The sequence below is a fragment of the Sphingopyxis sp. A083 genome (assembly GCF_001468495.1).
GTDB classification, from domain to species: Bacteria; Pseudomonadota; Alphaproteobacteria; order Sphingomonadales; family Sphingomonadaceae; genus Sphingopyxis; species Sphingopyxis terrae.
The window spans coordinates 465,970-488,679 of the sequence record NZ_LNSK01000002.1; the positions used below are offsets into that span (position 1 = coordinate 465,970).

Sequence of the window (22,710 nt, forward strand, 5' to 3'; positions counted from 1 at the left end):
GAATAGCGGGACCGTACACCCGATCCGTTCCGTTTCTTGCGGCCAAAAGCCGGCGCAGGACTTTTTTCCAAGGTCGCGCGCGGCGCGCTCCGTCTTGTGTTCGGTTCCGGGCCATCGACCCGGGGGGACATCAAAAGAGGAACTCCATGCGCAAGACCCTGCTGGCATCGACCTGCCTGGCGACGATCATCGCCATGCCCGCATACGCCGAAACGAGCATCACCACCGCGACGACCACGCCGGTCAGCACCTCGACCGTCAAATCGGGCGCAGCCGACGATATCAAGATCGGCTCCGCAGGCTCGATCAAGCCGACGAGCGGCACGGCGGTCACGATCGACAGCAACAACAAGGTCACCAACGACGGCACGATCCAGATCACCAATTCGGACGGCGCGCGCGGCATTTTTGCCAATGCGGGCGTGACCGGCACGATCACCAATTCGGCGACCGGCAAGATCATCATCGACGAAAGCTACACCCCCACCGACATCGACAATGACGGCGATCTCGACGGCCCCTTTGCGGTCGGATCGAACCGCGTCGGCATCGCAACCGGCGGCGCCTTTACCGGCAATATCGTCAACAGCGGTGAAGTGACGGTCGAGGGGAATGATTCGGCGGGCATCCGGCTCGGCGGGCCGCTGACCGGCAATTTCACGACCGACGGCAAGGTATCGGTCATTGGCGACCGCGCGCTGGGCGTCGGACTGCAGGACGTCACCGGCAATGTCCGCCTCGCCGGCACGATTACGGCGCAGGGCGTGGATGCAGTCGCCGCGCGGCTTTCGGGCAACATCAACGGCGCGCTTGTCGTGCAGGGGACGCTCACCGCCACCGGCTATCGCTACACGACGGCACCGTCCGACCCGTCGAAGCTCGACGCCGACGATCTGCTGATCGGCGGCCCGGCACTGTCGATCGAAGGCGATGTCAGCGGCGGTATCGTCCTGGCTGTCCCGCCCAAGGACACGAACGCTGCCGACAAGGATGAGGACAAGGACGGCATCGACGACGACAAGGAAGGATCGGCGGTCGTCCGCTCCTTCGGTTCGGCCCCCGCGATGCGGATCGGCTCGGCGGACCGCGACATCGCGATCGGTGCCGTTGCCGGAACGGGAACCGGCTTCGGCCTGATCATCGACGGTTCGGTTCAGGGCAACGGCCTTTATGCCGGCAAGGACGCGACGGCGATCCAACTCGGCGGCTTGGGGCATAATGTTACCATCGCCGGCGGCGTGGGTATCAGCGGCAGCGTTCAGGCAACGTCGAAGGATGCGTCGGCAACCGCGATCCGCGCCGGTGCGGGAACGATCACACCGGAAATCCGCAACGCGGGCAAGATCGAGGCGACGGGCGGCAGCAGCGCAACCTCGTCGATCACCGGCATCCTGGTGGAAGCGGGCGCCGACGTGGCGCTGATCCGTAACAGCGGGTCGATCTCGGCCAAGGCCGGTGGCGATGCCGCGACCGCGCGCGCGATCGTCGATCTGTCGGGCAATGTCGACATGGTCGAGAACAGCGGCGCGATCAGCGCGAGCGGCGCGCTCGCGTCTTCGGATCGCAATATCGCGATCGACCTGTCGGCCAACGGCGGCGGCGCGACCGTCAAGCAGACGGCGGTTGCATCGGGTGTCACCGCGCCGTCGATCACCGGCGACGTCCGCTTCGGCACCGGCAACGATATCTTCGACATCGCCGACGGTTCGGTGAAGGGGAACAGTTATTTCGGCGCCGGCGACAACCGCCTCGCGCTGTCTGGCGACGCCACCTATGCCGGCAATGCGCGCTTTGGTAGCGGCAATGACACGATGGCGCTGACGGGAACGTCGGTGTTTACCGGCAATGCCGACTTCGGCGGCGGCACGGACATCTTGTCGATCGGCGGCACCGCCCGCTTTGCGGGGCAACTCGCCAATTCGCAGGGTCTTGCTGTGTCGGTTGACGGCGGCGTCTTCGACATTGCCGGCGCGGCCACCATCTCGTCGCTCGCGGTGACCAACAAGGGCATCGTCGCGGTCACGCTCGACAGCGGCAGCACCGGCACGGCGTTGCAGGTGACCGGTACGGCCAGCTTTGCCGCCGATTCCAAGCTGGCGCTGAAGCTGTCGAGCATCGAGGATGCCGAGGGTGACCATGTCGTCCTGACCGCAGGAACGCTGACCGGCGCGAACAATCTGACCGCCACATCGACGCTCGTGCCCTTCCTCTACAAGGGTACGCTGACCTCGACGGCGAACGAGCTGCGCGTCAACATCGCGCGAAAGAGCACGAGCGAGCTTGGCCTCAACCGGTCGCAGGCGTCGGCGTTCAACGCGGTCGTCGATGCGCTTTCGGCCGATCAGGTGGTCGAAGGCGTCTTCCTCGACATCGTCGATGGCGACCAGTTCCGCAATCAGCTCAACCAGATGCTGCCCGAACATGAAGGCGGCGTCTTCGAAACCGTCACCTCGGGCTCACGCGCGCTCGCACGCTATCTCCAAGATCCGAACGCGCCGTTCCAGGACGAGGGCAAATGGGGATATTGGGTCAACCAGGCCGTATGGGGCACGTCAAAGAGCATCGGCGATACCGCGGGTTATGATGTCAGCGGCTGGGGCATTTCGCTCGGCGCCGAGATCAAGAGCGGCATCGGCAATTTCGGTGCGTCGGCGGCCTTCCTCAGCGGCAAGGACGGCAACAGCAGCAACGAGAGCGAAGTCAGCTCGACCCAGTGGGAAGGCGCGCTCTACTGGCGCCTGAATTCCAACGACTGGCTGGCCCATGCGCGCGTTTCGGGCGCTCCGATCCGGCTCAAGGGCACGCGCGTGTTCAGCGCCGAAGCCGGTGCCGAGGATATTCGCGAAACGATGCGCGGCAAATGGGACGCGACGCTGTGGTCGGCATCGGGCTCGATCGCGCGCGACGCGCAGCTTGGCGGGATCAGCTTCCGGCCCACGCTCGCGGTGGACTATTTCAAGCTCAAGGAAGACGGCTATGCCGAAACCGGCGGCGGTGACGCGCTCGATCTGACCGTCGCCGGCCGCAGCAGCGACGAATTGTCGGTCAGCGGCACCGTCGCGCTTGGGCTCGAGTTCGGGGGCGCCGACGAATATGACGGCTGGACACGCTTCGAAATCGAAGGTGGCCGCCGCCAGATCGTCAGCGGGTCGCTGGGTGCGACAGTCGCGTCGTTCAAGGACGGCACGCCGTTTACCCTGGTCCCCGATGATCGCACGAGCGGCTGGGTCGGCCGCATCCGCGGCATCGTCGGCAATTCGGCCTTTCAGGCCGGCGCCGAAGTGTCCGCGGAAGAACAGCAAAGCCATATCGGCTGGGCGTTCCGTGCAACCCTGCGCGTCGGCCTCTAAGCCCCCCATCGGGGCCGGTCGCAGCCGCAAGGGGGAGGCACTCCCTACCCCCGCCTCCCCCTTGCAAAGGCCGCCGGAATGACAGCCTCCGGACCCATGCCGATGCGCCGGTCTGCTTCAGTACCGGTGCGTGGCCGCGCTCAACCGCGGTTGCAAGCATCCCCGCTGCCGCTATATGGCGGCATCAGCGGGGGGGCGTATGGTGCCGGTCGGGCGGACCGGGACCGAAAAGGAATGGCGTTCCGAAACAAGTTCCGAATGACCGAGGCAAATGACCGATCCGACGCGGCCCACGGCATCGAGGGCGTCCTGCTCGCCAACCGCGACCGGATCATCCGGTTTCTGACGGTTCGCGGCGCGGGCGATGCTGCCGAAGATCTGTTTCAGGATTTGTGGATGCGCCTGACCGAACGCCACAGCGGCCCCGTCGCCGACCCGCTCTCTTATGTCATGCGCGCCGCCAACAATCTGATGCTCGACCGCTATCGCTCTGTGCGTCAGAGCCAGTTGCGTGACAAGGCGTGGGGCGAAGCGAGCGCAGTGCAGAAACCCGGCGCGGAGGCGGTGCTTATCTCGCGCGAGCAATTGGCGATGACCGAGCGCGCCATCGCTGCGACCGGCGATCGTCCGGCGCATATCTTTCGTCGATTCCGCTTCGACGGGGTATTGCAACGCGATATCGCCGCCGAAATGGGCGTCAGCATAAGTACGGTGGAGGCCGATCTCCGCAAGGTTTACGCCGCGCTCGCTGCCGTCAGGAGGCAATTCGATGCCGGCTGACCATGTGACCGCGAGCGAAGCCCAGGCGATCGACTGGATCGTTCGCCAACGCGCGCCCGACTTTGCCGATTGGGACGGCTTTGCCGACTGGCTTGCCGAGGACCCTGGACATGCCGAAATCTACGATGCGTTGGCGAGCCTCGACCTCGATCTCGATGCGTTGCCCCCCGCTGCGCCGTCGGTATCCCCGGCGAATGATCCGGCTGGAATCGATCGGGGCATGCCGCGTCGCTGGTGGCTTGGCGGAGCGGTCGCCGCGGCGATCGTCGGGGTTGTCGCCCTCCCCTCGCTTGACCTGTCGGGCGGCCGGAACGTGATCCAGACCGCCGCGGGCGAGCATCGCACGATCACCCTTGCCGACGGCTCGCGGATCGAGATCAACGGCGGTTCGACCCTGCGACTCGACAAGGACCGTCCACGCTTTGCCCGGCTGGAAAGCGGCGAAGCGATGTTCCATGTCGTGCACCGCAGCGACAGCCCTTTCGTCGTCGAAACGGGCGGTACGCGGATCGTCGATCTGGGGACGGCCTTCAACGTGGTGCGCGCCGACAATCGGACCGCGGTAGCGGTTTCGGAAGGCATCGTGCTCTATTCTCCTGACCGCGCCAAGCTGCGGCTGGTGGCAGGGCAAGCGATCGATGCGCGCGACGGCGATACGCAGCCCCCGCGCATACGCCGCGTCGATACCGCCACCGTCGGTGGATGGCGGAGCGGTCTGCTGGTCTATGACGGCGCGTCGCTTCAGACCGTCGCCGACGATCTGAAGCGGACGGCTGGGATATCCGTGCAGATCGATCCCTCGGCGTCGCGCTTGTCGTTCCGCGGCACCCTCGTCGTCGACAAGGCGAGCGATCGCACCGTGGCCGACCTTGCGGCGCTGTCGGGCGCCAAAGCCGAGCGGCGCGGCGATGGCTGGGTGGTCAGCCGCTGACGATGCGCACGCGCCTGTCTCTTGCGCTGGGACTCGCGACTATCATCCTGCCCGCGCAGGCGATGGCGGCTGAAGAACGCGCCTTCGACGTGCCGCGCGCCAATCTCTCGACCTCGCTCCCGCTGCTCAGCCGTCAGGGCGGCGTCAGCATCAGCGTCAGTGACCCCGCGCTGTGGCGGACGCGAATGCGCCCGGTGCGCGGACGAATGTCGGTCGACGAAGCGATCCGGCAAATGCTCGACGGCACCGGCGCGCGCGCAGTGCGGGTCAGCGCCACAAGCTGGCGGATCGAGAAGCAGGCGGCCCCGCGCTCCGTACGTCGCCCGCCCCCGCCGCCTGCGGCGCCTGCTGCAGCGCCGCCGCCCGAAGCGCCGCCTTATGAATTTATCGTGACCGCGACGAAGGCCGACCTGCCCTATTCCAGCTTTGCGGGCGTCGTCACGCGGATGGATGGCGACGATCTGGCATTCGGCGGCGAGCGCGGTACGGAATCCATCTTGTCACGAATGGCCACCGTATCGTCGACCCATCTGGGCTCGGGCCGCAACAAACTGTTCATCCGCGGAATCGCCGATTCCAGCTTCACGGGGCCGACACAGGCAACCGTCGGGCAATATTTCGGCGACATTCGGCTGAGCTACAACGCCCCCGACCCCGACCTGCGCCTCTATGACATCGACAGCGTCGAGGTGCTCGAAGGGCCGCAAGGCACGCTCTACGGCGCGGGATCGCTTGGCGGCATCATCCGCGTCGTGCCGCGCGCACCCGACGCGCGAGAGGCGAGCGTACAGGCAATCGCTGGTCTGACCGCGACCCAGCATGGCGAACCGGGCGGCGATATCGGCGCCATCGCCAACGTCCCGATCGGCGACGGCGGCAGCGCGCTGCGCCTTGTTGGCTATATGATCACCGACGGCGGCTATATCGACAATCCGCTGCTCGGCCAGAATGACGTCAATCGCGTAACGGTGCGCGGCGGCCGCGGGACATTGCGCCTTGTCCCGGCGGACGACTGGACCGTCGATATCGGCGGCGTCTATCAATCGACGACCGCCGATGATGCCCAATATGCCGACAAGGATGCACCGCCGCTGACGCGCAATTCGCTCGTCGAGCAGAATGCGCGCGGTCGTTACGGGATGGGCACGCTCGTCGTCACGCGCGACTGGGACAATCTGCGCCTGCAATCCTCGAACGCCTATATCGATCACCGGCTTTACGAGCGCTTCGATGCGACCCCCGCGGGGGGCGACCCGCGCGTTCTGGACCAGTTCAACGACACGCGCATGTGGGCGAGCGAGACGCGATTGTCGCGCCCCTATAGCGATGGTTGGGGCTGGGTGGTCGGCGCAAGCATCGTCGACAATGAAACGCAGCAGCGCCGCGAATTCGGCGGCATCCAGATGCGGTCGGCACTGACCGGCGTCACCAACCGCGTTACCGAATATACCGGCTATGGCGAGTTGACGGCCGAGCTTTTGCCCGATGTGATTGCTACGGCGGGGCTGCGTTACTCGCACGCACGCTTGGGCGGAAGCGGCGAAGACGTCGCCCTCGCTCTGGCGCTCGCAGCGGCGGGCAAGGCGATCACCGCGCATCGCAACGAAAGCGACCTTCTTCCTTCCTTCGCCATTCTCGCGCGGCCGCTATCGAACCTGACGCTTTATGCGCGGTATCAGGAGGGGTTTCGGCCCGGCGGCCTCGCCGTCGACGGCAATTTCGTCCGCCGCTATCGCAACGACCGGGTTCATACGTGGGAAGGCGGCATAAGGCTTGGCGAGCGCGGCCGCACCCCGTTCGATGCCAATATCTCCGTATCGCACACACGCTGGTTCAACATTCAGGCCGATTTCATCGACGGCAACGGCTTTCCGACGACCGCCAACATCGGCGACGGGCGCATCACCAGCATCTCGGGATCGCTCGCCGTCCGCGTGACGCCCACCCTCTCCTTCGATCTGGGCGCGGTTTATAACCATAGCCGCGTCGATGATCTGGCACCCCAAATCGCGCTGGTTGCCGATTTTGCTCCGGGCCGGCTGGGGCGGATTCCCAATGTCGCAAGCCATGCGGTGCGCGGAGCGATCACCTATGCGGCGCCCGTCGGCGACGACGAGGAAATCCGGATCAACGGCTGGGCCAACTATATAGGACCGTCGCGGCTCGGGATCGGGCCGGTACTTGGCGAAGGCCAGGGCGATTATGTCGATACCGGCCTTGCGATGCGGCTCGGCAACGGGCGGCGCGGCTTGTCGGTGACGCTGACCAATCTGCTCGATTCAAAAGGGAATCGGTTCGCCCTCGGAACGCCCTTCGTCGAGGGGAGCCCCGGCTATCTGACGCCGCTGCGGCCGCGGACGCTGCGGGTCGCCGTCGACATCGCTTATTGAGCGCGATGCCGACGGCACGCCCTCATTCGGCGAGGGTCAGTTGCTCGAACCGGTCGAGGTGATAGTCGGCGCTGCCGAACTGCCCCTCGATCATCGTCGCACGCTTGAAATAATGGCCGATCGCCAGTTCCTGCGTGATGCCGATGCCGCCGTGCGTCTGGATCGCATTCTGGCCGACGAATTTCGCGCCGCGGCTCACCTTCGACTTGCACGCCGAAACGGCCGCCTTGCGCGCATCGGCCGCGAGGTCGAGCTTCAGCGTGCCCATGATCGTCATCGACCGCGCCTGTTCGACTTCCATGAACATGTCGACCATGCGGTGCTGCAGCACCTGGAACTTGGCGATCGGAACGCCGAACTGCTTGCGTTGCTGGGTATATTCCAGCGTGCCTTCGTGCAGCTTCTGCATCACGCCGGTCGCCTCGGCACAGACCGCGACGGTCGCTTCATCGACAATCTGTTCGATCAGCGGCAGCGCGGCGCCTTCGCCGCCGAGCAGCGCATCGCCCGGGACCGCGACATTTTCGAAATAGATTTCCGATGCGCGGTTGCCGTCGACGGTGGGATAATCGCGGCGCACGATGCCGGGAAGATTGGCGTCGATCAGGAACAGCGACACGCCATCCTGGTCGCGCTGGCCGCCGCCGGTGCGCGCGGTGACGAGCAGATGGGTCGCCCAGGGTGCGGCATAGACGACGCCCTTGTGACCGTTCAGGACATAGCCCGCCCCATCCTTCTTTGCCGTCGTGCGCAGATTGGCGAGATCATAGCGCCCCTGCGGTTCGGCGTAGGCAAAGGCAACGATGGCGTTGCCGCCGATGATTTCGGGGATCATCGCATCGGCCTGCGCGCCGCCGACGGCCTTCAACGCGCCGCCCGCGATCACCACGGTCGGCAGATAGGGCTCGATCCCGATGACCTTGCCCAGTTCTTCCATGACGATCGCATTTTCCAGCGCCCCGCCGCCAAGGCCGCCCTGTTCTTCCGAAAAGGCGGCGCCAAGCATTCCGAGTTCCTGCGCCAGCGCCGTCCAGATCGCCGGATCGCGCCCGCTGTCCGAATTGATGAACTTCTGACGCGTCTCGAAATCATAGGTGTCCGAGAGGAAGCGCGACAGCGTGTCGCGGATCATGTCCTGCGTTTCGGTATAGGTGAAATCCATTGTCGTTATCCTCGATTTCAACGTCATCCCGGCGAAAGCCGGAATCTCACCGCCGCATCATGGCAACAGGTCGAGATCCCGGCCTCCACCGGGATGACGGCGATTATGTGATCAGAGCCCCAGAACCATCTTCGCGATGATGTTGCGCTGGATCTCGTTCGACCCGCCATAGATCGTGGTCTTGCGCATGTTGAAATAGGTCGGCGCGGCGCGGTGTGCATAGTCGGGACCGATCGGATGCTCGTTATCGCCTTCCCCGAAGCCGCGGAAATAGGGCGCCCCGTAATGGCCGACCGCTTCCAGCGTCAGTTCGGTGAGCCGCTGCTGGATTTCGGACCCCTTGATCTTGAGCAGGCTCGATTCCGGCTCCGGCCCCTTGCCGGCATTGGCACCGGCCAAGCTGCGCAGTTCGGTGAATTCAAGCGCGGTCAGGTCGATCTCGAGCTCCGCGACCTTGCGCTTGAAGAAGGGGTTCTGAAGCAGCGCCTTTTCGCCGTCGAGTTCGGTGCGCGCGATCGCCTTGACGCGTTCGACGCCGCGCTTCGACGAGGCGACACCGGCGATGCCCGTGCGTTCATGTGCGAGGAGGAATTTGGCGCAGGTCCAGCCCTTGTTCTCCTCATAGACGCGCTGCTCGACCGGCACGCGCACGTCTTCGAGGAACACTTCGTTGACCTCATGCTCCCCGCCGAGCGTAATGATCGGACGCACGGTGATGCCGGGCGACTTCATGTCGATCAGCAGGAAGGAAATGCCCTCCTGCTGCTTGGCGTCCTTGTCGGTGCGAACGAGGAAAAAGCCCCAGTCGGCATGCTGCGCCATCGTCGTCCAGGTCTTCTGGCCGTTGACGACATATTCATCGCCGTCCCGCACTGCGACGGTACGCAGCGAGGCAAGGTCCGATCCCGAACCGGGCTCCGAATAGCCCTGGCACCACCAATCCTCGCCGGACAGGATGCGCGGCAGGAAGCGCGCTTTCTGTTCGGGGGTTCCGAAGGTGTAGATGACCGGGCCGACCATCGACAGGCCGAAGGGCATCAAGCGGATACAATCGGCGCGCGCGGTTTCTTCGGAAAAGATGAAGCGCTGCGTCGGGGTCCAGCCGGTGCCGCCATATTCGACCGGCCAGGCCGGCGCGACCCAGCCCTTTTTGTAGAGTATCTTGTGCCACGCAAGGAAGTCTTCCTTGGTCAGTTCATCCCCTTCGTCCTGCTTGCCGCGCAGCTCGGCGGGGTAATTTTCGGCGATGAAGTCGCGCACTTCCTTCTGGAAAGCGAGATCTTCCGGGCTGAACTCCATGTCCATTTTCTGATTCTCCCTTGGGCTATGGCGCCCTTATAGAAAGCGCTCACGTTTACGTAAAGGTAAGTTGCGCGACGAAACGCAGTCGTCCGGAGACTGCGCCGAACATCGGCCCTTGTCCAGATGCCCGCGTCGTCGCATGAAAGGAGCGGACCAAGGGGCGGGAGAGGAAAATGCGGAAATCTTTGCGGCTGCTCGTCGCGCTTGCGGTGCTGATCGCGTTGTGCGGCGGCGCGGCGATGCTGTTCCAGCAACAGATCGGCATGTGGGTGTTCAAGCGCGGCGTCGAACGCGGCGTCGGTCGCGATCATCTCGCCGGTCTGCCCGACGGCTTGCATGTGGCGCTGTGCGGCACCGGATCGCCGCTCCCCAACCGCGATCGTGCCGGCGCCTGTACGGTGGTGATTGCCGGCAAGGCGATGTTCGTTGTCGATGCCGGCGAAGGCGGCGCGCGCAACATCTCTTTGATGGGGCTCCCCAATGGCCAGATCCGGGCGCTGTTCCTGACCCATTATCATTCGGATCATATCGACGGCATGGGTCCGATGATGCTGCTGCGCTGGACGGGCAGCGGCAACAAGGCGCCCCTGCCCGTCTATGGCCCAACGGGACTCGATCAGGTGATCGGCGGCTTCGACGCGGCCTATGCGCTCGACAATGGCTATCGCACCGCGCACCACGGGCCGGTCGTGACCCCGCCTGCCGCGGCGGGTGCGACGGCCCTGCCCTTCGCAACGCCCACCGAACCGGTTGTCGTCTATGAAGCCGATGGCCTTCGCGTAACGGCCTTTCCAGTCGATCACCGTCCGGTGCAACCCGCGGTCGGCTATCGCTTCGATTACAAGGGGCGCAGCGTCGTGCTGAGCGGCGATACGGCGCCGTCGAAGATGGTCGAACGGGTCGCCAAGGGCGCCGATCTGCTGGTGCACGAAGCGCTGCAACCCGAAATGGTCAAACTGATCGCTGCGCAGCTCAAGGCGTCGGGTCGGCCGCAGACCGGGCAGATCATGCACGACATCCTCGACTATCATGCCAGTCCTGCGCAGGCGGCGGACAGCGCGAAAGTCGCCGGGGTGCGGATGCTCGTCCTCAGCCATATCGTCCCGCCCTATCCGTCGCGCTACCTTGACGCCGCGTTTCTGGGCGATGCGAAGCGGCGCTATCCGGGGCCGATCGTCGTCGGCGAAGACGGCGACTTTTACTCGCTTCCCGCAGGCAGCACCGCGATCACGCGGGGGAACTGGTTCTAGCAAAGCCGGGGCGGGCGTCGGAATGGCGGCGAGCGACCGAACTCCGTCATTCAAAATGACTGGGGCGATTCCCGTTTGCGGACATTCGCCCGTTGGATAAAAGCGAGAAATGACAGAGCACACCTCCTCCCGGTTTGGCCGTTTTGTCGAAAAAATCGCGAGCAGGATCGCCGTTATCGGGGCGATCTGTATTTCTGTGGCGCTTGCCTCAGTGCCATTAGGATTAGAGTATAGCATACCGCTCTACATGGCTGCGGGGGCGATGTTTCTCATCGCTCAGCTTTTCATTGTGCGGTGGATGTTTGGTAAGGGGATGAGATCGACCAAGGATTTAGGGTTCGGGTCGAACAGGCAGGCCCTAAAATATGGACTATTCATGCAAGGGCTGGATTGGCGTCTTTCTGCGGTCGCCGTTTACGGGCTGCTTGCTTCTCTTGTCCTTGGCTTTCTTGGCATAGGACAATTCGTATCTGGAGCGATGCTGCTTTCATTTGCAACTTTTGGGGCAGTTGCCCAAGCTATGCGGCTCAACCGCTTTTGGCCAGCGGACGCCAAAACCTGACAGTCCGCTAACCACCCCAAACCGGTCCTTCGTCCCTAAACCGCCCTGCCGCGTCAGGCGCGGCCGCTCAGGACGTCAGGGTTTGTCCAGCCGTTGATATAGGCGACATAGAAGAGGCCGAAGGCGATCGTCGCGACGATCGTGATCTGGATCAGGATACGCAGCGGGTGGAAGCGCGCGGGTGCGCCCGGTTCCTGGCCATCGATCAAGGGCACGGCATCATCCTCGGCGCGGCGGCCGTGGAAGGGCAGCACGAAGAAGGTGCTGAACGCCCAGATAAGCAGGTAGATGGCGAGCGCCGAGGTCCATTTCATCGGTCAGATATCCAGAATCAGCACATCGACGATCGGCTTCTTGCCGGTCCAGTCGGTCGCGATCCGCCGGACGCCGAGCCGGATCGCTTCCTTGAGTGCATCGCGGTCGCGCGCCGGTGACGTGGCCGCCTTTTCTGCGGCGGCGTTCATTTCGTCGAGAAAGGCTTCGCGCTCGTCCTCGACCGGGACGCCACGATACTGGATCGCGCTGTCGGTGAATTTGCCGTTCGACAGCACGACAGCGACCGAAATCTGGCCGTAGAAGGACAATTTGCGCCGCTCGTTGATCGTTTCGCCATCGGCAGGCAGGATCACGTCGCCGTCGAGGATCAGTCGGCCCGAGCGCACGCGCTCGACGATCCGTGCGGGGCCGGGCGCGAGGCGCACCAGATCGCCATTTTCCTGCACCAGCGCGTCGGGGACCCCTTGTTCGAGAGCGAAGCGCGCCTGTTCGTGCATATGGCGGATCTCGCCATGCACCGGCACGATCAGCCTGGGACGCAGCCAGCCATAAAGCGCCGCAAGTTCCGGCTGCCCCGGATGGCCGCTGACGTGAATATGCGCCTGCTTTTCGGTCACGGTCAGAATGTCGCGCGCCGCGAGCTGGTTCATGATCCGCCCGATCGCAATCTCGTTGCCCGGAATCTGCTTGGACGAAAAGACGACCGTATCGCCCGCCTCGAGCTTGATCTGGTGAATCCCTTCGGCGATGCGCGCGAGCGCGGCGCGTGGTTCGCCCTGCCCGCCCGTCGCGACGATCATCACCTTGTCGCGCGGCAGCCGCATCGCTTCGTCGAAGTCGACCGTCGCCGGGAAATCCTTGAGATACCCCGCGGTGCGTGCAACGCCCAAAATGCGATCGAGCGACCGCCCCGCGACGCACAGGGTGCGCCCGGTGGCCTTGGCGACCTGCCCCAGCGTGTCGAGGCGCGCCGCGTTGGAGGCGAACGTGGTGACGACCACCCTCCCCTTCGCCGCGCCGATGGCGGCGAGCAGACCATCGCGCACGCCGCCCTCGGTACCCGATGCCTGCGCATTGAAAGCATTGGTCGAATCGCAGACAAGCACATCGACGCCTTCATCGCCCACCGCGGTCAGCGCCGCGGCGCTCGACGGTGTGCCGATGACCGGATCGTCGTCGAGCTTCCAGTCGCCGGTGTGGAAGACGCGGCCATAGGGCGTGTCGATCACCGCCGCGCTCATCTCGAGGATCGAGTGGGCGAGCGGCATCAATCGGATACCGAACGGGCCGATGCGGAACTGCGCATCGATATCGACAACCTTCAGCTCGACCTCTTTCTCCAGCCCTTCCTCGGCGAGCTTGTGCGCGATCAGGCCGGCGGTGAAACGATTGGCATAGAGCGGCACGCCAAGGTCGGCGGCGAGATAGGGAATCGCGCCGATATGATCCTCGTGCCCGTGGGTCAGGATGATGCCGAGCAGGTCGGCCTTGCGATCCTCGATAAATTCGAGGTCGGGCATGACGATGTCGATGCCGGGATAATCCTGCGACCCGAAGCTGACGCCGAGATCGAGCATGATCCACTTGCCGTCGCAGCCATAGAGATTGGCGTTCATGCCGATCTCACCCGACCCGCCGAGCGCGAGGAAAAGCAGTTCCTTGCCGGGAACGGTCATGCCGAAATGCCTCTCTGATTATAGAGGTGCATCAACCCGTTGAGCGTCAGATCGGGTTCGACCCGGTCGAACAGATGCGCCTGTTCCTGAAACAATATCGCGAGCCCGCCCGTCGCGATGACGGTGACAGGCTTGCCGATTTCCGCCTTCATGCGGTGCATAAGCCCCTCGATCATCCCGACATAGCCCCAATAGACGCCGATCAGCATCTGGCTTTCGGTGGTGCGGCCGATGACGCTGTTCGACGCCGGTGCTTCGATCGCGATGCGTGGCAGCTTGGCGGCGGCATTCACGAGCGCTTCGAGCGACAGATTGACCCCGGGCGCGATGATGCCGCCGAGATAGGCACCGTCGGGCCCGATATGATCGAAGGTCGTCGCAGTGCCGAAGCTGATGACCAGCTTGTCCTTGCCCGGCTCGATCGCTTGCGCCGAAATGGCGTTGCAGGCGCGGTCGGCGCCCACCGCCTGCGGCTCGTCGACCTTGAGCGCGATGCCCCAGCTTACCGGCTCGCGACCGGCGACGAGCGCCTCGACACCGAAATATTTGTCGGCGAGCAACTGCAGATTGTGGAGTGCGCGCGGTACGACGGTCGAGATGATCACGGCGTCGATTTCGGCACGGTCGAGCCCTTCGAGCCGCAGCAATTGATCGAGCCACACCATATATTCGTCGGCGGTGCGCCGGTCGTCGGTCGCGATGCGCCAGCGCGCGACCGCCATCGAGTCGCGGAAAACAGCGAATTTCGCGTTGGTGTTGCCGACATCGATCGCGAGCAGCACGGTTATGTCCCCTCCTCTACGGGTCGCCGCAATTCGACGTCGCCCGCATGCACCAGCATGACCTCCCCGTCGGCGCGGCGCAAGCGCAGCGCTCCGTCGGGCGCGAGGCCGTCGAAATATCCGTCGAGTGCCTGTTCGGACACATGCAGCGGCGTGCCCACGGGATGCCCCAGCGGCAACCAGGCGCGCACGATGCTTTCGACGCCTTCCTGGCGCCAGGTCCAGAGCGCATCGGCCATGGCGACCGCCAGCGCATCGGCAAAGCGGTCGCGGTCGATCGCCGCGCCCTTTTCGGCGAGCGATGCGGTGGCACGGTCGGGCAGATCGGGCGCCGAAACCAGATTGACACCGACCCCGATGACGACGCTGTCGCCGCTGCGCTCGAGCAGAATGCCCGAACATTTGGCACCGTCGGCCAGGACATCATTCGGCCATTTGAGCTGGAAGTCGATCGCCGGCGCGAGCGCGCGGATCGCCTTCGCCAGCGCGACCCCGGCGACCAGCGCCAGCGTCGCGGCGAGCGGGTCGCCGGCGCGCAACTGCACCACCGTCGATCCCATGAAATTGCCAAGGCCATCGCCCCATGCGCGGCCCAGCCGCCCGCGTCCGGCGGTCTGGCGGTCGGCGACGAGCCAACGCCCCTCGCCGACATGCTCGCCCGCCGCCAGCCGCGCCAGCAGGTCGGCGTTGGTCGAACCTGTCTGCGCGATCCGCTCGATCGGCGGGATCAGAACAGCACCGCAGCCGCGGTGGCGGAGACGACCGCCAGCACCGGAATGAAGAAATAGCCGACGACCGACAGCCACAGGGCGCTGGCGGTAATGACCGCATCCTCGACCACGACGCCGCCGGTACCGAATTCAACCTCCGACTTGTCGTCGAAGTACATCGTCTTGATGACCGCGATGTAATAGAAGGCCCCGATCACCGACGCGACGATCCCGGCAATCGCCAGCGGCAGCAGATTGGCGTCGACCGCGGCCTGGAACACCAGATATTTCGGCCAGAAGCCAAAGAGCGGCGGAATGCCGGCGAGGCTGAACAGGAACACCGCCATCGCCGCGGCAAGCCCCGGGCGGCGCTGCGAAAAGCCTGCGAGCGCCGGGATGCTTTCGATCGGATTGCCGTCGGTATCGCGCAGCTGGAGCACGACGAGGAAGCTGCCGATCGTCGTCACGACATAGACGAGCAGATAGGTCAGCACCGACTCGACGCCCTGCTGGGTGCCGGCGGCCAGGCCGACGAGCATGAAGCCGACATTGTTGATCGACGAATAGGCAAGCAGGCGCTTGATATTCTTCTGCCCGATCGCCCCGACAGCGCCGAGGATGATCGACGCGAGCGCGAGGAAGATCATGATCTGCTGCCACGCCGCGGTCGCCGGACCCATGGCTTCGATGACGACGCGCGTCATGAGCGCCATCGCCGCGACCTTCGGGGCGCTGGCGAAGAAGGTCGTCACCGGGGTCGGCGCGCCTTCATAGACGTCGGGCGTCCACATGTGGAAGGGCACCGCGCTGATCTTGAACGCCAGACCGGCGATCACGAAGACGAGGCCGAACAGCAGACCGTTGTTCATGCCGCCGCCCATCGCCTGCGCGATGCCGGCGAACTGCGTCGTTCCCGAAAAGCCGTAGAGCAGCGAAATGCCGTAGAGCAGCATCCCCGAAGCCAGCGCGCCAAGGACGAAATATTTGAGCCCCGCCTCGCTCGAACGATCGTCCGAGCGCATGAAGCTGGCGAGCACATAGGCGGCAAGGCTGTTGAGCTCGAGCCCGACGTAGAGCGTCATCAGGTCGCGCGCCGACGCCATGATACCCATGCCGAGCGCCGCGAACAGGATCAGCACCGGATATTCGGCGCGCATCGCGTCCTTGAAGAAGCGCGGCGCGATCAGGATGCAGATGAAGCTTGCGGCATAGATGAGCAGCTTGGCAAAGCCGCCGAAGGCGTCGACTTCCAGCGTATTCGAAAAGACCGAAGCCTGCGTCCCGAACATCGCGACCACCGCCGCCGCCGCGGCAGCGAGCGTGATGAGCGCCGCGAGCTGATAAAGGCCGACCTGGCGGTCACCGCCAAATGTCCCGAGCAGCAGCGTAACGAGCCCGCCGATCGTCAGGATCAGTTCGGGCCAGATGAGGGCGAGATCGGCGGTCATTGGACGCCTCCCGCACGATGCGCTTCGCCGGCGGCGGCGGCCTCTCCATGCGCGTCGTGCGCCGCCTTGGGCTTGCCGGCGGTGACGTGGGCATCGCCGGCGGGCTTGGCGGGCGCGAGGCGCGCGACCACGGTGGTCACGTCGCCGCGGATCGGGGCGAGGAAGCTTTCGGGATAGACGCCCATCCACAGCGCCACCGCGGCCAGCGGCACGAAAATCGCCCATTCGCGGGGATTGATGTCGGGCATGGCCTTCACATCGTCCTTGGTCAGTTCGCCGAACACGATGCGGCGATAGAGGTAAAGCATATAGGCGGCGCCCAGGATGATCCCGGTCGTGCAAACCAGCGCGACCCAGCTCGACGCTTCGTAGATGCCGGCGAGGCTCAGGAATTCGCCGACGAAGCCGCTGGTCCCCGGAAGGCCGATCGACGCCATGGTGAAGAGCATGAAGAACAGCGCATAGGCCGGCATGTTCACCGCGAGGCCGCCGTAGCGGTCGATCTCGCGCGTGTGCAGCCGGTCATAGATCACGCCGACGCAGAAGAAGAGCGCGGCCGAAACGACCCCATGGCTGAGCATGATGATCATCGCGCCTTCGATGCCCTGCTGGTTGAAGGCGAAGAGGCCCGCGGTCACGATCGCCATGTGGGCGACCGACGAATAGGCGATCAGCTTCTTCATGTCGCTCTGCACCAGCGCGACGAGGCTGGTGTAGACCACCGCGATCATCGACAGCGCAAAGACGATCCACATCAGCTGCGCCGAGGCATCGGGGAACATCGGCATCATGAACCGGATGAAACCATAGCTGCCCATCTTGAGCAGCACGCCCGCCAGGATCATCGAACCCGCCGTCGGCGCCTGGACGTGCGCGTCGGGAAGCCAGGTATGGACCGGCCACATCGGCATCTTCACCGCGAGGCTGGCGAAAAAGGCGAGCCACAGCCACGTCTGCATTTCCGGCGGGAAATTATAGGCGAGCAGCGTCGGGATGTCGGTGGTCCCCGCTTCACGGATCATCGCGATCATCGCAATCAGCATCAGCACCGAGCCGAGCAGCGTGTAGAGGAAGAATTTGAACGCCGCATAGATGCGGTTCGCGCCGCCCCAGATGCCGATGATGAAATACATCGGGATCAGGCCAGCTTCGAAGAAGATATAGAAGAGCAGCAGATCCTGCGCCGCAAAGACGCCGATCATCACCACTTCCATGACGAGGAACATCGCCATGTAGAGGCCGACGCGCTTCGTCACCGATTGCCAGCTCGCCAGGATGCACAACGGCATCAGGAAGACGCTGAGCATGATCAGCACCAGCGCGATTCCGTCAATGCCGAGCGCATAGTTGAACGGGCCGAAGATGCCGCGATGCATCTCCTGAAACTGCCACTGCGCGCCGCCGATATCGAAATTCGCCCACAGCATGACGCCGAGCGCGAAGTCGATCAGCGTCGCCGCGAGCGCGATCAGGCGCGCGTTGCGGTCGCTGGCGAAGACACATGCGATGGCGGCGACCGCAGGGACCGCCAGCATCAGCGAAAGGATCGGAAGACCGCTCACTGGAACTTCACCATGGCCCAGCTGGCGAGACCGACAAGACCGAGCAGCATCACGAACGCATATCCATAAACATAACCCGATTGCAGCCGGACCGCGAGCCGGGTGCCCCCCTGGACGAGTGCCGCCACACCATTGGGACCGAAACGGTCGATGGTGCCTTCATCCCCACGCTTCCAGAAGAAGCGGCCGATCGCGAACGCCGGCTTGACGAAGAGGAAGTTGTAGAGCTCGTCGAAATACCATTTGTTGAACAGGAATTTGTGCAGCAGCGAGAACTGCGCCACGAACCGCGCGGGCAGCGTCGTGTTGCGGATATAGCTGTTCCAGGCAAGGAACAGGCCGATCGCCATCACCGTGAACGGCATCCACTTGACCCACAGCGGTACCTCGTGCGCCGCGTGCATCAGATGCTCGTTGAACGCCAGGCTGCCCTTCCAGAAGGCTGCGCCCTCTTTGGGGTAGATGAACTGGTGGTTGAAGAGCATCCCCGCAAACACCGCGCCGAGCGACAGCACGCCCAGCGGGATCAGCATGTTGATCGGGCTTTCGTGCGGATGATAGCCCGCCGTCCCATCGCCGTGCGCGTCTTGGTGAGGCGCATGGGCGTGATCGTCATGGCCGTGGCCATGATCGTTGTGCACCGCATGCTGGATATGCTCGCTCTGCTCCCACCGCGGCTTGCCATAGAAGGTCAGGAAGACGAGACGCCATGAGTAGAAGCTCGTCAGCAACGCGGCGAAAATACCGACCCAGAAGGCGATCTGGCCGCCACCGCCAGCAGCGAACGCTGCCTCGAGGATCCCGTCCTTCGAATAGAAACCGGCGAAACCCGCCACGCCCGCGATGCCGACGCCGGTGATTGCCAGCGTCCCCATCATCATCGCCCAATAGGTCAGCGGGATATGCTTCCGAAGGCCGCCATAATAACGCATGTCCTGTTCGTGGTGCATCGCATGGATGACCGACCCCGCGCCCAGGAACAGCAGCGCCTTGAAGAAGGCGTGCGTGAACAGGTGGAACATCGCCGCGCCGTAAGCGCCGACGCCCGCCGCAAAGAACATGTAGCCGAGCTGCGAACAGGTCGAATAGGCGATGACGCGCTTGATGTCCCACTGCGTCGTGCCGACGGTCGCGGCGAAGAAGCAGGTGGCGGCGCCGACGAAGGTGACGACGCCCGCCGCGACCGGCGCGGCCTCGAACATCGGCGACAGGCGGCAGACCATGAACACCCCCGCGGTGACCATCGTCGCGGCGTGGATCAGCGCCGACACGGGGGTCGGACCTTCCATCGCGTCGGGAAGCCAGGTGTGCAAGCCAAGCTGCGCCGACTTGCCCATCGCGCCGATGAACAGCAGCAGGCAGAGCACGGTCATCGTGTCGAAGCGGTGGCCGAGAAAGCCGATCGTCGATCCCGCCATGCCCGGCGCCGCGGCCAGAATCTCGGGGATCGAGACGGTGCCGAACACCAGGAAGGTGCCGAAGATGCCGAGCATGAAGCCGAGGTCCCCGACGCGATTGACGACGAACGCCTTGATCGCTGCAGCATTGGCGCTCGGCTTCTTGTACCAGAAACCGATCAGCAGATAGGACGCCAAACCAACGCCTTCCCAGCCGAAGAACATCTGGACGAGGTTGTTCGCGGTCACGAGCATCAGCATCGCGAAGGTGAAGAGCGACAGATAGGCGAAGAAGCGCGGCTGATCTGGATCTTCGCTCATATAGCCCCAGCTATAGAGGTGGACGAGCGCCGAAACGGTCGTGATGACGACCAGCATCACCGCGGTCAGCGTGTCGACGCGCAGCTCCCAGTTGAACTGGAGCGCGCCCGACGAAACCCAGTGCAGCACCGGCGTGACGCCGGCTTCGCCCGTTCCCGCGACAAAGGACAGAAAAATCGGCCAGCTCAGCGCGCAGCTTGCGAACAGCGCACCGGTGGTCACGAGCTTTGCCGCGGTGGCGCCGATGGCGCGCTGGCCCAGACCTGCAACAAGCGCCGCGAGCAGCGGCAGGAAAACGATCGCCTGAATCACCGGCTTACCCCTTCATCCGGTTGGCATCGTCGACGGCGATGGTGCCGCGGCCGCGGAAATAGATGACAAGGATCGCGAGACCGATCGCGGCTTCGCCCGCGGCAACGGTCAACACGAACATCGAAAAGACCTGCCCCACCAGATCGCCCAGCGCGGCACTGAACGCCACGAGGTTGATGTTCACGGCAAGCAGGATGAGCTCGATCGCCATCAGGATGACGATGATATTCTTGCGATTGATGAAGATGCCGAGCACGCCGAGCGTGAACAGCACCGCCGAAACGGCGAGATAATGGCCGACCGAAATCACAGTTCCATCCCCTGCCCGACGCCCGGATCGACGAGGCGCGTCGCGTCTTCGGGACGGCGGCGCACCTGCTGGCTGATATTCTGTCCACGCACGCCGCCGCGCTGGCGGTGGGTGAGCACGATCGCGCCGATCATCGCGACGAGGAGGACGATGCCCGCCGCCTCGAACAGGAAGATATAGCGCGTGTAGAGCAGTTCGCCGACCTGCTGGATATTGCTCTTGTCGCTGACCACGGGCGCGGCGCGCGCCGCAAGATCGATCCCGCCGGCGCTCCACGCGCCGACCGCGAACACCAGTTCGGCGGCAAGGATGATCGCGACGAGCGCGCCCAGCGGCAGATAGCGCACGAAACCGGCGCGCAGCTCGGCGAAGTCGATGTCGAGCATCATCACGACGAACAGGAACAGCACCGCGACCGCGCCGACATAGACGATGACGAGCAGCATCGCGATGAATTCGGCGCCCGCGAGCAGCATCAGCCCCGCCGCGTTGAAGAAGGCGAGGATCAGCCACATCACGCTATGCACGGGATTGCGGGCGAAAATCACCATCGCGGCCGACGCGATCACGATGGTCGCGAACAGGTAAAAGGCGATCAGTTGAATCATGTCCGCGCGCCCTTACCGATAGGGCGCGTCGGCGGCAAGATTGGCCGCAATCGCGCGTTCCCATTTGTCGCCATTGGCGAGCAGCTTGGCCTTGTCATAGAGCAGTTCCTCGCGCGTTTCGGTCGCGAATTCGAAGTTCGGCCCCTCGACGATGGCATCAACCGGGCAGGCTTCCTGACAGAAGCCGCAATAGATGCACTTGGTCATGTCGATGTCGTAGCGCGTCGTGCGGCGCGAACCGTCGTCGCGCGGCTCGGCCTCGATCGTGATCGCCTGCGCCGGACAGATTGCCTCGCACAGCTTGCACGCGATGCAGCGTTCCTCGCCGTTGGGATAACGGCGCAGCGCATGCTCGCCGCGGAAACGCGGGCTGAGCGGGTTCTTCTCGAACGGATAGTTGATCGTCGCCTTCGGCTTGAAGAAATATTTCAGCGTGAGGGCGTGCGCCTTCACGAATTCCCACAAGGTGAAGCTTTTGACGAGATGGGCAACGTAACTCATGAATACCTCGTCAGCATCAGATAGCCGGAGATCAGGAAGACCCAGATCAGCGAGATCGGCAGGAAGATTTTCCAGCCGAGACGCATCAGCTGGTCATAGCGGTAGCGCGGGACGGTCGCCTTCACCCAGCTGAAGACGAAGAAGAAGAAGAGGATCTTCGCGAACAGCCAGATGATGCCGGGGACAGCATAGAGCGGCGCCCAGTCGACCGGCGGCAGCCAGCCGCCCCAGAAGAGCACCGCGTTGAGCGTGCACATCAGGAGGACATTGGCATATTCGCCGAGCCAGAAGAGCGCGAAGCTCATCGACGAATATTCGGTCTGATAGCCCGCGACGAGTTCGCTTTCCGCTTCGGTCAGGTCGAACGGCGCGCGCGCAGTTTCAGCGAGCGCGGAGATCAGGAACATCACCGCGAGCGGGAAGAGCAGCAGGTTGAAGCCGAAGGCGTTGACGAAGCCCAGCCCGTGCCCCTGCTGCGCCTTGACGATCTCATTGAGGTTGAAGCTGTCGGCCCACAGGACGACGCCGATCAGGATGAAACCGATCGACACTTCATAGGAGATCATCTGCGCCGAGGCGCGCAGCGCGGAAAAGAAGGGATATTTCGAGTTCGACGACCAGCCCGACAGGATGACGCCGTAAACGCCAAGCGACGAAATCGCGAGGATGTAGAGCAGCCCGACATTGATGTCGGCGAGCACCGCGCCCGAATTGAACGGGATCACCGCCCACGCCATCAGCGCCACGGTGAAGGTGATGATCGGCGCGATCAGGAACAGGCCGCGGTTCGCGCTCGACGGGATGATCGTTTCCTGCAGGAAAACTTTCAGGCCGTCGGCGAAGCTCTGCAACAGTCCGAAGGGACCGACGACGTTCGGACCGCGGCGCAGCGCGATCGCCGCCCAGATCTTGCGGTCGGCATAGATGATCATCGCCACCGCGAGCATCAACGGCAGCGCGATGAGCAGGATGCCGCAGATGGTGGCGAGCGCCCATGCCGCCTCATAGCTCATCGTAATATGCAAAGCCGACAAGCCGAACAGGTTAAAGTCCTGAAAAAACTCGGTCACAGCGACCACT

At 64.1% G+C, this 22,710-nt stretch carries 19 protein-coding genes; 6 read left to right on the forward strand and 13 right to left on the reverse strand.

From position 1 onward, the window contains the following. The first annotated feature begins 146 nt into the window (after positions 1 to 146). The 4 genes from ATE59_RS06375 (at position 147) to ATE59_RS06390 (ending at position 7,451) form a co-directional block, all read left to right on the forward strand. On the forward strand, positions 147 to 3,350 hold the full coding sequence (locus tag ATE59_RS06375) for an autotransporter outer membrane beta-barrel domain-containing protein (protein ID WP_058811627.1): 3,204 nt from the start codon (positions 147 to 149) through the stop codon (positions 3,348 to 3,350). Between the two features lie 258 nt (positions 3,351 to 3,608). Further along, positions 3,609 to 4,130, forward strand: coding sequence for an RNA polymerase sigma factor (locus ATE59_RS06380; RefSeq protein ID WP_058811628.1), 522 nt, complete (start codon positions 3,609 to 3,611; stop codon positions 4,128 to 4,130). Then, a complete protein-coding gene (locus tag ATE59_RS06385; RefSeq protein ID WP_058811629.1) occupies positions 4,120 to 5,061 on the forward strand; it encodes a FecR family protein in 942 nt (313 codons plus the stop codon). Before ATE59_RS06380 ends, ATE59_RS06385 begins: the two co-directional genes overlap by 11 nt. A 2-nt stretch (positions 5,062 to 5,063) precedes the next feature. Further along, positions 5,064 to 7,451 (forward strand): TonB-dependent receptor domain-containing protein, encoded by a 2,388-nt coding sequence (locus ATE59_RS06390; protein WP_058811630.1) that lies wholly within the window; start codon positions 5,064 to 5,066, stop codon positions 7,449 to 7,451. Between the two features lie 22 nt (positions 7,452 to 7,473). Here the strand turns inward: ATE59_RS06390 and ATE59_RS06395 are convergent, their stop codons facing one another. Both ATE59_RS06395 and ATE59_RS06400 read right to left on the reverse strand, forming a co-directional pair. Next, positions 7,474 to 8,613, reverse strand: coding sequence for an acyl-CoA dehydrogenase family protein (locus ATE59_RS06395; RefSeq protein ID WP_058811631.1), 1,140 nt, complete (start codon positions 8,611 to 8,613; stop codon positions 7,474 to 7,476). 111 nt (positions 8,614 to 8,724) lie between these two features. Beyond that, complete coding sequence (locus ATE59_RS06400; RefSeq protein WP_058811632.1) at positions 8,725 to 9,918, reverse strand: acyl-CoA dehydrogenase family protein; 1,194 nt, start codon at positions 9,916 to 9,918, stop codon at positions 8,725 to 8,727. Between the two features lie 170 nt (positions 9,919 to 10,088). On the opposite strand from ATE59_RS06400, the gene ATE59_RS06405 reads away from it, so the two are divergent. Both ATE59_RS06405 and ATE59_RS06410 read left to right on the forward strand, forming a co-directional pair. Next, positions 10,089 to 11,165, forward strand: coding sequence for an MBL fold metallo-hydrolase (locus ATE59_RS06405; RefSeq protein WP_058811633.1), 1,077 nt, complete (start codon positions 10,089 to 10,091; stop codon positions 11,163 to 11,165). A gap of 109 nt (positions 11,166 to 11,274) precedes the next feature. Further along, the gene (locus ATE59_RS06410) at positions 11,275 to 11,727 is read left to right on the forward strand and encodes a hypothetical protein (protein ID WP_058811634.1); all 453 of its coding nucleotides are present in this window, start codon (positions 11,275 to 11,277) and stop codon (positions 11,725 to 11,727) included. Between the two features lie 53 nt (positions 11,728 to 11,780). Here the strand turns inward: ATE59_RS06410 and ATE59_RS06415 are convergent, their stop codons facing one another. The 11 genes from ATE59_RS06415 to nuoH are packed head-to-tail and all read right to left on the reverse strand — an operon-like array spanning position 11,781 to position 22,700. Beyond that, positions 11,781 to 12,041: a DUF1467 family protein gene (locus tag ATE59_RS06415; protein ID WP_003051636.1), complete on the reverse strand. Its 261-nt coding sequence runs from the start codon at positions 12,039 to 12,041 to the stop codon at positions 11,781 to 11,783. Positions 12,042 to 12,044: 3 nt separating this feature from the next. Then, on the reverse strand, positions 12,045 to 13,679 hold the full coding sequence (locus ATE59_RS06420) for a ribonuclease J (RefSeq protein ID WP_058811635.1): 1,635 nt from the start codon (positions 13,677 to 13,679) through the stop codon (positions 12,045 to 12,047). Next, on the reverse strand, positions 13,676 to 14,461 hold the full coding sequence (locus ATE59_RS06425) for a type III pantothenate kinase (protein WP_058811636.1): 786 nt from the start codon (positions 14,459 to 14,461) through the stop codon (positions 13,676 to 13,678). The genes ATE59_RS06420 and ATE59_RS06425 overlap by 4 nt, the downstream gene beginning before the upstream one ends. Before the next feature lie 2 nt (positions 14,462 to 14,463). Further along, positions 14,464 to 15,267 (reverse strand): biotin--[acetyl-CoA-carboxylase] ligase, encoded by an 804-nt coding sequence (locus ATE59_RS06430; RefSeq protein ID WP_082657326.1) that lies wholly within the window; start codon positions 15,265 to 15,267, stop codon positions 14,464 to 14,466. Further along, the gene (gene nuoN, locus ATE59_RS06435) at positions 15,189 to 16,619 is read right to left on the reverse strand and encodes an NADH-quinone oxidoreductase subunit NuoN (RefSeq protein WP_058811637.1); all 1,431 of its coding nucleotides are present in this window, start codon (positions 16,617 to 16,619) and stop codon (positions 15,189 to 15,191) included. Before nuoN ends, ATE59_RS06430 begins: the two co-directional genes overlap by 79 nt. Continuing rightward, a complete protein-coding gene (locus ATE59_RS06440; protein ID WP_058811638.1) occupies positions 16,616 to 18,181 on the reverse strand; it encodes an NADH-quinone oxidoreductase subunit M in 1,566 nt (521 codons plus the stop codon). The genes nuoN and ATE59_RS06440 overlap by 4 nt, the downstream gene beginning before the upstream one ends. After that, the gene (gene nuoL / locus ATE59_RS06445) at positions 18,178 to 20,211 is read right to left on the reverse strand and encodes an NADH-quinone oxidoreductase subunit L (protein WP_058811639.1); all 2,034 of its coding nucleotides are present in this window, start codon (positions 20,209 to 20,211) and stop codon (positions 18,178 to 18,180) included. The genes ATE59_RS06440 and nuoL overlap by 4 nt, the downstream gene beginning before the upstream one ends. A gap of 4 nt (positions 20,212 to 20,215) precedes the next feature. After that, positions 20,216 to 20,521: an NADH-quinone oxidoreductase subunit NuoK gene (gene nuoK / locus ATE59_RS06450; protein WP_003051614.1), complete on the reverse strand. Its 306-nt coding sequence runs from the start codon at positions 20,519 to 20,521 to the stop codon at positions 20,216 to 20,218. Continuing rightward, the gene (locus tag ATE59_RS06455; protein WP_058811640.1) at positions 20,518 to 21,129 is read right to left on the reverse strand and encodes an NADH-quinone oxidoreductase subunit J; all 612 of its coding nucleotides are present in this window, start codon (positions 21,127 to 21,129) and stop codon (positions 20,518 to 20,520) included. Before ATE59_RS06455 ends, nuoK begins: the two co-directional genes overlap by 4 nt. 12 nt (positions 21,130 to 21,141) lie before the next feature. Further along, positions 21,142 to 21,630 carry an NADH-quinone oxidoreductase subunit NuoI gene (nuoI, locus tag ATE59_RS06460; RefSeq protein WP_058811641.1) on the reverse strand — a complete coding sequence of 163 codons (489 nt, stop codon included), beginning with the start codon at positions 21,628 to 21,630 and terminating at the stop codon, positions 21,142 to 21,144. Next, the gene (gene nuoH, locus ATE59_RS06465; protein ID WP_003051600.1) at positions 21,627 to 22,700 is read right to left on the reverse strand and encodes an NADH-quinone oxidoreductase subunit NuoH; all 1,074 of its coding nucleotides are present in this window, start codon (positions 22,698 to 22,700) and stop codon (positions 21,627 to 21,629) included. Before nuoH ends, nuoI begins: the two co-directional genes overlap by 4 nt. Positions 22,701 to 22,710: the final 10 nt, after the last annotated feature.